Source organism: Bradyrhizobium sp. P3_C3 (assembly GCF_056402655.1).
In genome coordinates this window covers 40,427-52,748 of record NZ_JBFUGY010000007.1, presented here as the reverse complement: position 1 = coordinate 52,748, position 12,322 = coordinate 40,427, and the positions used below count along the sequence as shown (strand labels likewise).

The following is a 12,322-nucleotide window of genomic DNA, read 5'->3' as shown; positions in this document are numbered from 1 at the left end:
TAATGTTGCCATAACGGCAGGGCTTTCGTCTCAATTGCGAGCGCATGACACCCAAGACTTTCGAAGCCCGCTGCCTGCGCCTGCCCGCGGCCACCAAGGTGGTGCAGTGGGAAGGCACCTCCGTGTTCAAGGTCGGCGGCAAGATGTTCGCGCTCGGCGGCGGCTTTGCCGCGGGCTCCGGCGGCTACATGTTCAAGGTCTCGGACATGGCCTATGCGATGCTGATCGAGCATGGCGTGGCACGACCGGCGCCTTATCTGGCGCGCGCCAAATGGGTGCAGCTCACCAGCAACAACGCACTTCCCGATGCGGAACTCACCGCCTATCTGGCGCAGGCCCATGCCCTGATCGTCGCAAAGCTCACGCGCAAATCGCGCAAGGCGCTCGGGCTGGACTGAGCACTCTCCACAACGTGATGCGCTGATCAACGTACTCCCATTGGACTTTTGCTGCACCGCACCTAGCTCGAAGCAAAGCCCATTCGAGATGGAGTGCTCCATGAGCAAGCCCAACACCACTGCAGCCAACACTTATCGCTATGAACTCGTGCATGATGATGATGACGCCGACTTCGTCGCTTACCAGCGTCGTCGCGAAGACGGGTTCTGGCAGACTTTTGCGACTTGGATGATTCCGCGCACGGTCTGCAACTAGAGCCGCGCGCTTTTCCTTCGTGCTTGTATCGGAGGCGGACGCCGCCTCCGACTTTCCCGGCGGGAAGGCGCTGCCCGCTCAGCGTTTCTTCTCTTCGGCCGCCTGGGTCGCGCGCAGCAGATTGTCGCGCAGCCGGCTCACCGTCTTCTGCACCACCGGAAAATCGTCGCCGAGACCGGTCGCCTCGATCACGGACTCGCCGAGATCCTGTTCGATCAGTTTTCGGCCGCCCGGCGTCAGGCTTACCCGCACCTGCCGCTCGTCGGCGGGATCGCGGTGGCGCTTGATGTAACCGATCTGCTCGAGCTTCTTCAGGATCGGCGTCAGCGTGTTGGATTCCAGGAACAGCTTTTCGCCGAGCGCGCTGACGGTCTGCTCATCCTCGTCCAACAGCGCCACCATGGCGATGTACTGGGTGTAGGTCAGCCCGACCTTGTCCAGCAGGGGCTTGTAGGCGCGGCCGAAGGCCAGATTGGCCGAATAGACGGCAAAGCACAGGAAATTCGACAGTTTTCGACCTTTGCCGGCGGCTTTGGCGGGACGGGACACGTGAACCTCCGCAATTCGTGATCTCCGCGTCAATATAAATCGTATCCGATTAAATCGGAAGAGCTTGACCGGACAGGGCGACGGGTTTATTTCAGATCGCATCCGATTCGATCGGATACGATTTAAATCGAACCCGCAAGGATCCGCCATGACCACCGCTGCAAAGCTTCTCTTCACCGGCAAGACCCGCGTCACCTCCGGCCCCGACGGCGCCGCGCACGCGAACGACGGCTCTCTCGATATCAAGCTGGCCCAGCCGCACCCGGCCGCCGAAAACCTGTTCGCCGCCGCCTGGTCGGCCTGCTACCTCGGCGCGCTCGGCCTCGCCGCCGCCCAGCGCAAGGTCAAGCTGCCGAGCGAGCCGTCGGTCGACACAACGATCGACCTGAGCAACGCCAATGGCGCCTTCTTTCTGCGGGCCCGTCTCGACGTCAGCGTTCCCGGCGTCGATCGCTCGGTCGCCCAGGAGTTGATCGAGGCGGCGCACGGCATCTGCCCCTACTCCAAGGCCGTCCACGGCAACATCGAGGTGACCACCACCCTCGTCTGACCCGCCATCAAGCGAACATCAGGAGCCGACCATGAGCCCCTATCCATTACGAACCCTGCGCGTGCTTGCGAGCGCTGCCGTGCTCGCCACGAACCTTCTCACCCTGCCGGCGGCAGCCCAGTCGGCCGGCATCACGCGCACCGACCTCCAGCGCCATGATCTCAGCGCGCCCGGCCGCGAGGCGGTCCAGGTCCGCGTCGACCTCGCGCCCGGAGTTGCGTTCGGCCGGCACACGCATCCAGGCGAGGAGATTATCTATGTGCTGACAGGCGCCATCGAATACGACGTCGAGGGTAAGCCCCCGGTGACGCTGAAGGCAGGCGACGTGCTGTTCATTCCAGCGGGAGCGGTTCATGCGGCGAAGAACGTCGGCCCGGACACCGCAAGCGAGCTTGCAACCTATATCGTCGCCAAGGACAAGCCGCTGCTGACGCTGGTGAAGTGAGAGCGGTCGTCTCGATTGACCCGCACACAATATCTGACTAAAGTCAGGTATCATGCTCGATCCCGTCTCCCGCGTCCGCCGCTTCAATCGCGCCGTGACCTCCGCCGTCGGTGCGCTCGACACCTCGTTCCTCGGGCGCGGCCGGCCGCTCGGGGCGGCGCGCGTGCTCAATGCGATCGGACATGGGCGCTCGGACGTGGCGGAGATTCGCGACTATCTCGGGCTCGATTCCGGATTGATGAGCCGGCTGCTCCGCAGCCTCGAGGACGAAGGGCTGGTCGAGACCACGACGCATGAGGACGATGCGCGCCGCCGTGTCGCGACGTTGACGCGTGCGGGACGGCGCGAGTTCGCAGCCTACGAGGCGCTGTCCAATACGCAGGCCGAAGGCTTCCTGGTGCAACATTCGCAGCGCGAGGCACTGCTGGCGGCGATGGACCTGATCGCCTCCGCATTGACGCGCGAGCGCGTCGCGCTGGAGGAGATGGATCCGCGGAGCGAAGAAGCACGTTATTGCCTGCGCGAGTACTATTCCGAGCTCGGCCGCCGCTTCAAGCAGGGTTTTGACGTCTCGCTGTCGCGCGATCCTGACGCCAAGGACATGCGCCGGCCGCGCGGCACCTTCATCGTGGCGATGTCCGACACGCTCCCGATCGGCTGCGTCGGACTGAAGGGAACGGATCACGGCTATGCCGAGATCAAGCGTCTCTGGGTTGCCCCTGCAGCGCGCGGACTGCGGCTCGGCCGGCGCCTGATGGACGCGGCCGAGAATGCCGCACGCGACCTCGGCGTCACGCTGCTGCGGCTCGACACCAACAGCGCGCTCGCCGAAGCCGGCCAGCTCTACCGCACCACGGGCTGGCGCGAGATCCCCCGCTTCAACGATGATCCCTACCCGGATCTCTTTTTCGAAAAGCAGATCCAGTCATAGACCTCGTCACGCCGCCGCCACCGCGGCCTCGCCTTGCGGCTTCGCGAATGGCCTGAAATTCATCGCCATCAGGAAGGCGCCGAGGCCCATTGCCCAGGAGGCGATATAGAGCCAGGCGTAGCTGGAGAACGCGTCGTAGATCAGGCCGCCGGCGAGCGGGCCGGTCGCCATGCCGAGGCTGCCGGCCATCGCTGTGCCGCCGATCACCGTGCCCATCATGCGCAGCGGAAAGTTTTCGCGCACCAGCACGGCATAGAGCGGCATCGTGCCGGCATAGATGAAGCCGAAGACGGCTCCGACCGCGTAGAACGTCGCGAGCTGCTGCGCGAAGACATAGGCGAGCGCACCGAACGCCTGCAACAGCAGCCCCGTCACCAGCACGCGCTTGGCGCCGAAACGATCGCCGAGCAGCCCGAAGGCGATACGGCCGCCCATGCCGGCAAAACCCTCGATGCTGTAGATCGTCACCGCCGCGATCAGCGGGATGCCGCAGCTCACGGCATAGCTGACGGTGTGGATGATCGGGCCCGAATGGGTGGCGCAGCAGAAGAAGTTGGTGGCGAGCAGGATCATGAATTGCGGCGAGCGCAACGCCTCGCCCAGCGACATCTCCCCCTGCGGCGCGCTCTCGCCCGCAGGCGCGGCCACGGCATGCGCGAGCGCGGGCGGGCGTCGTACCAGGAACGAGACCGGGATCATGATGGCGCCGACCACCAGCGCCACGATCTGCATCGAGGTGCGCCAGTCGTGGCCGGAGACGAGCCAGGCAGCGAGCGGCGCCATCGTCATCGGCGCCATGCCCATTCCGGCCGACACCAGCGACACCGCCAGGCTGCGATGGGTGTCGAACCAGCCGGTGACGGTCGCCATCATCGGCGCGAAGATCGCCGCGCAGGAGGCACCGACCAGAAGGCCGAACATGACCTGGAACGCCAGCAGCGAGGTCGCATGGCTTGCCGCGAACAGGCTGAGCGACAGCACTATCGATCCCGTCAGCACCACCGGCAGCGGCCCGAACCGGTCGGTTGCCGTGCCCCAGGCCATGCTGGTGAAGGCCATCGCCAGGAAGCCGATTGTCATCGCGCTGGAAATGCCGGTCACCGACCAGCCGGTGTCCTTGGCGATCGGCTGGAGGAACACCGGCAGCGAAAACATGCCGCCGATCGCGACGCAGCCGAGCAAGCCGCCGGCGGCGACGATCACCCAGCGATAGGAGGAAGCGTTCATTTGGGTCTCCCGTCAGGTCTGTCTGGGTGGAAGACGAATGGGAACTGCGCCTGCCGACAACAGCATCGAGGACACCAGATTTTTTTGGCGCCGCCAAACAGAAATCCCGAAAACAACCCCATGCACAGTAGCCGGCCGCTGCCGGATCAAGGACTTACCAACGACCCGCAACGTGAGGGGCGCGTTTGACACGTCGGGCAAAACACCGGCACAATGTCATCATCCCGCCAACGCGATCTCATCACACTCCGGACGCCGCCGATCTGGCGCACGCCACCGATCCGGTGCGCGGTCAACGCTCCGACTTCGGAGGGAATGCTTGCATGCCGAAGATTGATATCGCCACCGTGCCGGGCCGGAAAGGCTCCGGTTATCCCGCGCCGCTCGACGCGCCCTGCGCCGAGCGCATCCGCCAACGGCTGGGCAATGCCGGAAAGCTTAAGGATTTCGGCGTCAACCTGATGCGTCTGCCGCCGGGCAGCTGGTCGAGCCAGCGGCACTGGCATTCGCATGAGGACGAGTTCGTCTATGTGCTCGAAGGCGAGCTGACGCTTGTCGAGGACGAGGGCGAAACCGTGCTGAGCGCCGGCGACTGCGCCGCTTTCCCGAAGGGAAGCGGCAACGGCCATCACATGATCAACCGGTCCGATGCGACGGCCGTCTACCTCGAAGTCGGCTCGCGTTCGCCCGATGACCTCATCACCTGCTCCGACGTTGACATGATGAGCCCGGCTTCCAGCGGCCGGTTCCTGCACAAGGACGGCACGCCCTATCCGCACGAATGAACGGCAACAGCGACGCCTCACATGGCTGCGCCACGCCGCCACTCGGTCACGGTCAGCCATACCGCCGAGACCAGGAAGTAGATCGCGCCGACTGCAGCGTAGCCCGCGACATTCGCGATCGTCGGAGACATCGGCGTCGTGGCCTGAAAGATGAAGAAGCCGCCGGCCAGAGCCGACTGACCGCCGCTGAGCACCATGGCCCACTGCGCGCCAAAACTTCTCCAGCGGCGAATCGCGGTCCCCAGCTGGAGCAATCCGGACAGGATCGCCCAGGCCCCGAAGACGCCGAGCACCCCGTTCATGCTCATCTGCAAGGCGACGAGGACCGCGACAGTGGTCACCAGGCTGACCAGAACGTTCAGCGCCTGCGTGCGATTTTGAGTGAGCCCGCCACTGCGCAACGCGTCGACCAAGTTCGCCGCCGCATCCCATGCCGGATAGAGCACGAGCAAGGCTCCTGCGATCGCCGTAGATGACGACCCGACGGCAAAGGCAGCAACGACCCACGCGACGGAGAACGCCGCCCGGATGAAGTAGTAGACCTTCAGCCATTGCTCGCGGTCGGCCCGAACGAGATCCAATTGATGATGCGTCACTGCACTCTCTCCTTTACCTACTAGTTGGTAGTTTTCCCGCACAACAAGTCACCCTCGCCCGCAAGCTCACCTGCGGGCGTGTCGTTGTCGTCTCGTCGATATGCTTCAGTGCCTGGCGGATAACCGATCCAGCAGCGGCCCGGTGATCACACCGAACATCTTTGGATCGCCATAGGCACGCGCCGACAGCATCGCGCCGTGAACGGTCGCCATGAAGCCTTCAGCCTCGATCTTCGCTGCGCTGGAGAGATGCAGCTGCCCCTTCCGCTTGCCGCGCTCCATCACCGAGGTCAGCCACGACGCCAGCGAACGGAAATGCGCGCGGACTTCCAGCGCCACCTCCTCCGGCAGGATCGGAAGCTCGCAAGCAAGCAACGCACACACACAGAAGGGCGCCGTCGCATCATTGATGCACGCCTCCCAATACCCGACATAGCTTTTGAGCTGGTCGCGGGGGTCCGCGACATTGCGTTCGAGCGCGGACAGTCCCGCCTCGGCTTCCGCGCGATAGCGCGACACGAGGGTTCGGACCAGATCGACCTTGCTGGCGAAATGGTGGTGGATGCTCGGCTTGCGGATACCGACGATTTCGGCCACGTCGGCATAGCTGAAGCCGTTATAGCCGCCCGCGATGATCAGGGTGCGCGCGCAGGCCAGGATGTCGTCGGCCGTCGAGGAAACGTTGGTCATGGCGGATGAACTACCTTCCAGTTGGTAGGCAGTCAAGAACGGGATGCTTCAACCATCCGTGAGTGGTAGGGAGCCTGCATGACCATTCGTCCCCTCCTCCGCTATCCCGATCGCCGGCTCGCGACGCCGGCCCATCCCGTCACCTCATTCGACGGCGCGTTGCGCGAGCTTGCAGCCGACCTGCTCGACACCATGCGCGCCGCGCCCGGCATCGGCATCACGGCGCCGCATATCGGCGTGCCCTTGCGCGTCGTCGTGCTCGAGCTCGGCGCCAAGGTGGGCCCGCAAACCTACGTCAATCCGGAGATCGAGTGGGCTTCGCCCGAGATGATCCTGCACAAGGAAGGCAGCGTCTCGATGCCCGGCGTCAACGACGAGGTCCAGCGCCACGCGGGGGTGCGGATCAGCTACTGGGATCTCGACGGCAACATGCACAGCGAGGAGTCGGATGGCTTACGCGCCGTTTGTCACCAGCACGAGATCGACCAGCTCGACGGCATGTTCTGGATCCAGCGGCTGTCGCGGCTGAAGCGGGAACGGCTGGTGAAGAAGTTCGAGAAGATGTCGCGGGATTGAGCGCGTCGCACAACCAGTGCAGGCTCGCCGACAGACCTGGTTGTGTCGATGCGTGTTGCAGCTCTGAGATGTTCATGGATTTCGGTAGAGGTCGGCACTGGGTCTCGGCATACAGAGCGAGATTTCAGAGAGAACTCCCGCCACTGCAGCTCCAGGTTTGCACGAAATTCAAGCCGATTGGCGTTGTACTTCCAGAGGGCGTGTACTCATTGAGGCGAGATGTCCGCTTTCGGATGCGAAGCAGAACTCACGTGCTCGATCCAAGCCTTACCGGTCGTGCCCCAACTCGGACCTTCCGAGTTGCCGCACGCTTACTGCCGCCGTGCAACAGCAAATGCCGCCTCGGGGCAACAGGGCCCTCCCGCGATTACCGCTCACAGGTCCGCAACAAAGTGCTAGGCTCCTCCTGGCCCCAGCGACGAATTTTTGGCTGGCCGTTCGGAGAGCGCTGTGACGGAGCAGCGGGTTCAAAGGCGATTAGCGGCGATTTTGGCTGCCGACGTGGTCGGTTACTCTGCGTTGATGCAACGCGCTGAGGAAGCTACCTATGCCGAGTTCGAGCGGCTCAAGCGAGAACTGATCGAGCCGAGCCTCTCCCGCCACGAAGGCCGTCTAATCAAGACAACGGGTGATGGCGCACTCGCCGAGTTCGCCAGTCCCCTGGCCGCCATGAGATGCGCGGTTGAGATACAGGATCATCTCGCCGAGGGTAGCGGTCCATTCAAGCTACGCATAGGGCTCAACCTTGGTGACGTGATCGTTGGACAGGACGACGACCTCTACGGCGACGGGATCAACATTGCTGTTCGGCTGGAGGGGATCGCCGATCCGGGCGGTATCCTGATTTCCGACAAGGTCTACAACGAAGTCGAGGGCAAGCTAGACGCTGGCTTCGAGGATCGTGGCGAGCAGCAGCTCAAGAACATCTCCAAGCCGGTCCGCGCCTACGCTGTCCGCGCCGGAGCGCCAGGGGCGCTGACAGAGGGGCTGAGTGCGGCCCCGCCACACCCGGACAAGCCTTCCATCGCCGTACTGCCGTTCGAGAACATGAGCGGCGATCCCGAACAGGAATACTTTGCGGACGGAATGGTCGAGGAGATCATCACCGCGCTGTCGCGCTTCAAGTCGCTGTTCGTGATCGCGCGCAATTCGAGCTTCACCTTCAAGGGTCGAGCGGTCGATATCAAGGAAGTCGGGCGAAGGCTCGGCGTGCGCTATGTCCTCGAGGGGTCTGTGCGGAAGGCGTCGGGGAAAGTTCGCATCACAGGGCAGTTGATCGATGCGGTTACAGGCGCGCACATCTGGGTGGACAGGTTTGAGCGTGACCTGACCGACGTTTTTGCTCTTCAGGACGAAGTAACGCTCGCCGTTGTCTCGGCCATTGAGCCAAAGATGCTTCAAACAGAAATTGAATTGGCGACGCGGCGGCGGCCAGAGAACCTCACTGCGTATGATTTTTATCTCCGTGCCATGCCGCAGTTCTACCTAAGGACCCGCGAAGGGTTGGCCGAGGCAATCCGACTGTTCCACCGCGCCTTGGAGCTCGACCCTCGGTTCGGCGCTGTCGCGGCTCTGGCAGGTGTCTGCCACATGCTCAACGTCCTTTTGGGCTATGCCAACGATCCTCAGTTCGACCGCAAGCAAGCGGTTCGGCTTGCTCGTTTGGCATTGAGCATCGACGATGGCGATCCGGACACGTTAGCAAGGGCTGCCGTAATCTCGGCGTTCATGGTCGGCGATCGTGAAGCCGAGATCGAAATGGCTGACCGGGCGGTCGGGCTCAACCCAAATTCATGGCTCACATGGAGCTGCAGAGGCCATGTCTATAGAATTGCGGGGCTGCCGGAGGAAGCGATCTGGAGCTTTGAACGTGCCGTTCGCATGAGCCCAGTAGACCCGCTACTATACATGACGCTTACTGGCATTGGGCAGGCCCTTATCGAGCTTCGCCGCTTTGACGAAGCCATCGTCGTATTGAAGAAGGCCCTTCGTCAGAACCTTTATTTGGCAACTTACCAATGGCTCGCGTCCGCCTTCGCCCATCTCGGACGTGACGCTGAGGCGCACGACGCGGCGGCGCGTGTGCTTGAGATCGATCCCGCCTTTACAATATCGGCGCTTATCGCCCGGGCCGGACTATCAAACGCAAAGCTGTTTATTGAGGGTCTTCGGAAAGCGGGGTTGCCCGATTAGCTCTCCATCCCATGAGGCGATTGAATAGCGGCACTCTGCTGCGACGCATGAGTCCGGTTATGGCCCATCGCTTCAGTTTGCGACATGTCCGGAGCGGGGAGTAGACCGGAAGTCGTCGAGCTACGGGCCAAGCGACGCGATTGACCCAACTGAGACATTGGCGCACTAGTTTACTGTTGCGCAAGAATGCGGCAGGCGCTGTGGTGAGCTGCAACGCTCCGGCCCGAGCGGAGACAACGGTCACGGCAGACCTGAGCTTGGCTAGACCAGCTCCGCTGAGACCGACGCTAGCGGTCATAAAGCGGATCGCGATTGTCCATCCCAGCGGACCGTCCTCGGGTCTTGCGACGTCGCGGCCTCGAGATGCTTGGGAGCGGCGTGCGCGCGGGCGCCGGTCTCGATGCGCTAACGCACGAAGATGCCTTGTTTAGCGATGGTTGCGCGATATGGCGCCCGTCCTGTTCCTCGGCGGGAGGCGCATCACGACCGCAACTTTCAATTTAGGCAATCTTGGCGACGCGACCGAGACCAGCCGCACCTGCGCCACAGGTGCGCCCCATTGTCATCCCCTCACCTCCTTAATCTGCGTGCCAAGTCGGGGACGTGAATGGGGGGGACCGCGGCCGCGCGGCTGGCGACATTGAAGATTTGGCAAACAAGCTGTATTGCCGGCGCGCTGACAGCGACTTCGCTTGTCGCGATTGGTCAGATCGCGGTACCGCGCCCAAGCATCGCAACGCCGAATGCAAGAGTGGCCGATGCATTCAGCGGCATCCCGCTGAATGTGACGACGGTTCTGACAAATGCTGGCGCCGCGTTTCCGGCCCCGGCCATCGAGACGAAATTCGATACAGGATTATCGGCTAATGCGATCGTTGCGGCGGGATTCAGCGCCGCGGCGCCGGACTCGGTGCCGCCGTCCGATGTAACCACTTCGCAAGAGCCAATGTTGCAGGTCGCCAGCCTTGAGGCAGCGTCGCCCGAGAACTCGGCAACGCTACAGCAGGACCGTCCGCCCGTTGCTTCGCCCAATCCGGGCGAAGGCAAACCGTCGTATCTCAAATACTACGTCTACTCGGAAATTCCGCCGCCGGAAAAACCCGCAAAGATCGCCTTGTCGGCGTTGAGCGACGTTCCGCTCGGAACGCCCGTCCAGGAGATCGAACGTGCAGCCGAAGCGTTCGGTGTCGATGTCAACTTCATGAAGGCGGTCGCCAAAATCGAATCCGATTTCAATCCCAGGCAACGCACCGGCTCCTATGTCGGCCTGTTCCAGCTGAGCAAGTATGAGTTCAGCAAATACGGATCGGGCGACATCCTCAATCCTCGCGACAACGCTGTAGGTGCCGCCTACAAGTTTCTCAGCGAGGCTGCGCTATTCGAAATCATGACGCAGAAAAAGCCGACCCTTTCCGACCTCTACCTGATCCACCAGCAGGGTTGGGAAGGAGCCGCCCAACACATCGGCCGTCCGCAGCGGATTGCCTGGAAGTCGATGTGCGCAACCCGGGAGGGCTCGGCGAAGGGCGAGCGATGGTGCAAGCGCGCTATCTGGGGCAATACGCTGCCTGCGGTCAAACGCGAATGGAAGTCGGTCGATGATCTCACCTCGGGTGCGTTCGTGGCGATGTGGCGGGACCGCGTCGACACGCTCTATGCCCGCTATCCTGTGCTAACTGCGGCGGCCGAACGCTCGAGATAGAACAGCTTGCGACTGCCCACACGCACACCTCTGGGTCGACACTCGTTTCGTCGAGAAGCTGTGTCGGCAATCTAGTTTCCGGCGCCAGGTAAGTTTGCGTTCCGCTTAGAGACTGGGTGGTTGTTCGGCTCCCGCGGCCGGATTGACCCAATACCTCGACCAGTGCCGCTCCGCGGCCCGGACTCCTGGATTATTCGCAGGCAATCACGTCGGCTGATGACCCATCAGCGAAGTGACGACACTCCTCGTTGAGGTCCGCTTAGTGGGGTGAAGCGGACTGGATTTGCTCACTCTGAGTTCTTCGCATTTTGACCCAAAGCAGACTTTCACCGGCCTGATTACACTTCCAAGGCGCCACCTTTTGTCTGTACGATAGTTCGGCTTGGCTGAGGGCCGCATGAAACGGCGCAAGTTCATCACGGTTGTTGGGGGTATGGCTGCAACGTGGCCGTTCGCAGGTCATGCTCAGCAATCGACCAAGCTTCATCAGATCGGTGTGCTTTCACTCGGCCGCGGTGACAAGTCCGACGCAAGTCTAAAGACTCTCGATGCGTTTGTGCCGGCATTGCGTGTGCTCGGCTATACTGAAGGAAAGAATGTCGCGTTTTACCGTAAATTCGCAGACGGCGATGAGGACAAGCTCAACGAGTACGCGCAGGAATTCGTGACGCACCGCGTTGACGCAATTGTTGCTTTGGCTACCCCGGCCGTCCGCGCAGCCAAGAAAGCGACTTCCACCATTCCGATTGTCGGCATAGGCATGGCAGATCCCGTCGACGACGAACTCGCTTCCAGCCTGGCGCGGCCGGGCGGCAATGTCACCGGGACGGCATTTCTCGGCCCGGAGTTGGTGTCCAAACGGCTTCAACTGCTTAAGGAGATCGTTCCCGGTCTCTCTCACGTTGTCGTTTTGTGGCACCCTCGTGCATACGGTGAGCGCACAATGAAGGGGATGCTGAACGAGATTGAGAGCGCCGCCCGATCTCTCGGAGCAAGCCTTCAACTTGTGCCGGCAGATAGCCCCGCCGATCTCGAAAGAGCGTTTGCGGAGTTGGCCAAAGCGCGAGCGGATGGTCTCGTCGTGTTTCCTAGTCCGATGCTGTACAGCCAGTACTCTCGGATTGTACCCTTTGCCGAGAAGAACCGCCTCCCGACGATCTACGCCGCCAGAGAGGGCGTGGAGCTCGGTGGCCTTGTCTCTTACGGGGTCAACCTGCCTGACCTGTCACGCGCGACCGCTATCTATCTGGACAGAATACTCAAAGGCGCAACGCCGGCCGAGTTGCCGATACAGCAGCCAACCAAGTTCGAGCTGGTTGTAAACCTTAAAGCGGCCAAGGCGCTTGGTTTGGCGGCTGGTCGAGACTCTCTCCTGACCGCCGACGAAGTGTTCGAGTGAGCAGGCAGAATGTCTGCGATTGGCC

General features: G+C 62.4%; 14 protein-coding genes. 10 read left to right on the top strand and 4 right to left on the bottom strand.

Annotated elements, in window-relative coordinates; genetic code table 11:
• Window positions 1-44 precede the first annotated feature (44 nt).
• Window positions 45-398 carry an MmcQ/YjbR family DNA-binding protein gene (locus AC1DW2_RS10270; protein ID WP_477005960.1) on the top strand — a complete coding sequence of 118 codons (354 nt, stop codon included), beginning with the start codon at window positions 45-47 and terminating at the stop codon, window positions 396-398.
• Window positions 399-498: 100 nt separating this feature from the next.
• Complete coding sequence (locus tag AC1DW2_RS10265) at window positions 499-654, top strand: hypothetical protein (RefSeq protein WP_094184234.1); 156 nt, start codon at window positions 499-501, stop codon at window positions 652-654.
• Between the two features lie 78 nt (window positions 655-732).
• Here the strand turns inward: AC1DW2_RS10265 and AC1DW2_RS10260 are convergent, their stop codons facing one another.
• Window positions 733-1,203: a MarR family winged helix-turn-helix transcriptional regulator gene (locus AC1DW2_RS10260; protein WP_477005959.1), complete on the bottom strand. Its 471-nt coding sequence runs from the start codon at window positions 1,201-1,203 to the stop codon at window positions 733-735.
• 148 nt (window positions 1,204-1,351) lie between these two features.
• On the opposite strand from AC1DW2_RS10260, the gene AC1DW2_RS10255 reads away from it, so the two are divergent.
• From AC1DW2_RS10255 to AC1DW2_RS10245, 3 genes are read left to right on the top strand one after another with little or no spacing between them, the layout of a single operon-like run.
• On the top strand, window positions 1,352-1,753 hold the full coding sequence (locus AC1DW2_RS10255; RefSeq protein WP_477005958.1) for an Ohr family peroxiredoxin: 402 nt from the start codon (window positions 1,352-1,354) through the stop codon (window positions 1,751-1,753).
• 31 nt (window positions 1,754-1,784) lie between these two features.
• Window positions 1,785-2,198 (top strand): cupin domain-containing protein, encoded by a 414-nt coding sequence (locus tag AC1DW2_RS10250; protein WP_477005957.1) that lies wholly within the window; start codon window positions 1,785-1,787, stop codon window positions 2,196-2,198.
• A gap of 52 nt (window positions 2,199-2,250) precedes the next feature.
• Window positions 2,251-3,129, top strand: a complete 879-nt coding sequence (locus AC1DW2_RS10245; protein WP_439034740.1) for a bifunctional helix-turn-helix transcriptional regulator/GNAT family N-acetyltransferase — start codon at window positions 2,251-2,253, stop codon at window positions 3,127-3,129.
• Between the two features lie 6 nt (window positions 3,130-3,135).
• On the opposite strand, the gene AC1DW2_RS10240 is transcribed toward AC1DW2_RS10245, so the two are convergent.
• The gene (locus tag AC1DW2_RS10240; protein ID WP_477005956.1) at window positions 3,136-4,356 is read right to left on the bottom strand and encodes an MFS transporter; all 1,221 of its coding nucleotides are present in this window, start codon (window positions 4,354-4,356) and stop codon (window positions 3,136-3,138) included.
• Window positions 4,357-4,679: 323 nt separating this feature from the next.
• Here AC1DW2_RS10240 and AC1DW2_RS10235 point away from each other — a divergent pair, with 323 nt between their 5' ends.
• The gene (locus AC1DW2_RS10235; RefSeq protein ID WP_085402799.1) at window positions 4,680-5,141 is read left to right on the top strand and encodes a cupin domain-containing protein; all 462 of its coding nucleotides are present in this window, start codon (window positions 4,680-4,682) and stop codon (window positions 5,139-5,141) included.
• A 17-nt stretch (window positions 5,142-5,158) separates the two neighbouring features.
• On the opposite strand, the gene AC1DW2_RS10230 is transcribed toward AC1DW2_RS10235, so the two are convergent.
• Both AC1DW2_RS10230 and AC1DW2_RS10225 read right to left on the bottom strand, forming a co-directional pair.
• Window positions 5,159-5,737, bottom strand: coding sequence for a DUF308 domain-containing protein (locus tag AC1DW2_RS10230; protein ID WP_477006024.1), 579 nt, complete (start codon window positions 5,735-5,737; stop codon window positions 5,159-5,161).
• A gap of 105 nt (window positions 5,738-5,842) precedes the next feature.
• Window positions 5,843-6,427: a TetR/AcrR family transcriptional regulator gene (locus AC1DW2_RS10225; protein ID WP_247312206.1), complete on the bottom strand. Its 585-nt coding sequence runs from the start codon at window positions 6,425-6,427 to the stop codon at window positions 5,843-5,845.
• Window positions 6,428-6,505: 78 nt separating this feature from the next.
• Here AC1DW2_RS10225 and AC1DW2_RS10220 point away from each other — a divergent pair, with 78 nt between their 5' ends.
• From AC1DW2_RS10220 to AC1DW2_RS10205, 4 genes are all read left to right on the top strand, one after another.
• Window positions 6,506-7,003 carry a peptide deformylase gene (locus tag AC1DW2_RS10220; protein WP_477005955.1) on the top strand — a complete coding sequence of 166 codons (498 nt, stop codon included), beginning with the start codon at window positions 6,506-6,508 and terminating at the stop codon, window positions 7,001-7,003.
• Between the two features lie 450 nt (window positions 7,004-7,453).
• A complete protein-coding gene (locus AC1DW2_RS10215) occupies window positions 7,454-9,196 on the top strand; it encodes a tetratricopeptide repeat protein (RefSeq protein ID WP_477005954.1) in 1,743 nt (580 codons plus the stop codon).
• A gap of 607 nt (window positions 9,197-9,803) precedes the next feature.
• Window positions 9,804-10,898 carry a transglycosylase SLT domain-containing protein gene (locus AC1DW2_RS10210; RefSeq protein ID WP_477005953.1) on the top strand — a complete coding sequence of 365 codons (1,095 nt, stop codon included), beginning with the start codon at window positions 9,804-9,806 and terminating at the stop codon, window positions 10,896-10,898.
• Window positions 10,899-11,295: 397 nt separating this feature from the next.
• Window positions 11,296-12,297: an ABC transporter substrate-binding protein gene (locus tag AC1DW2_RS10205; protein WP_477005952.1), complete on the top strand. Its 1,002-nt coding sequence runs from the start codon at window positions 11,296-11,298 to the stop codon at window positions 12,295-12,297.
• Window positions 12,298-12,322: the final 25 nt, after the last annotated feature.

Excerpts from the sequence above, each read along its gene's own strand:
- AC1DW2_RS10270 (WP_477005960.1), top strand. The coding sequence starts at position 45 with ATGACACCCAAGACTTTCGAAGCCCGCTGCCTGCGCCTGCCCGCGGCC.
- AC1DW2_RS10265 (WP_094184234.1), top strand. The coding sequence starts at position 499 with ATGAGCAAGCCCAACACCACTGCAGCCAACACTTATCGCTATGAACTC.
- AC1DW2_RS10255 (WP_477005958.1), top strand. The coding sequence starts at position 1,352 with ATGACCACCGCTGCAAAGCTTCTCTTCACCGGCAAGACCCGCGTCACC.
- AC1DW2_RS10250 (WP_477005957.1), top strand. The coding sequence starts at position 1,785 with ATGAGCCCCTATCCATTACGAACCCTGCGCGTGCTTGCGAGCGCTGCC.
- AC1DW2_RS10245 (WP_439034740.1), top strand. The coding sequence starts at position 2,251 with ATGCTCGATCCCGTCTCCCGCGTCCGCCGCTTCAATCGCGCCGTGACC.
- AC1DW2_RS10240 (WP_477005956.1), bottom strand. The coding sequence starts at position 4,356 with ATGAACGCTTCCTCCTATCGCTGGGTGATCGTCGCCGCCGGCGGCTTG.
- AC1DW2_RS10235 (WP_085402799.1), top strand. The coding sequence starts at position 4,680 with ATGCCGAAGATTGATATCGCCACCGTGCCGGGCCGGAAAGGCTCCGGT.
- AC1DW2_RS10225 (WP_247312206.1), bottom strand. The coding sequence starts at position 6,427 with ATGACCAACGTTTCCTCGACGGCCGACGACATCCTGGCCTGCGCGCGC.
- AC1DW2_RS10220 (WP_477005955.1), top strand. The coding sequence starts at position 6,506 with ATGACCATTCGTCCCCTCCTCCGCTATCCCGATCGCCGGCTCGCGACG.
- AC1DW2_RS10210 (WP_477005953.1), top strand. The coding sequence starts at position 9,804 with ATGGGGGGGACCGCGGCCGCGCGGCTGGCGACATTGAAGATTTGGCAA.
- AC1DW2_RS10205 (WP_477005952.1), top strand. The coding sequence starts at position 11,296 with ATGAAACGGCGCAAGTTCATCACGGTTGTTGGGGGTATGGCTGCAACG.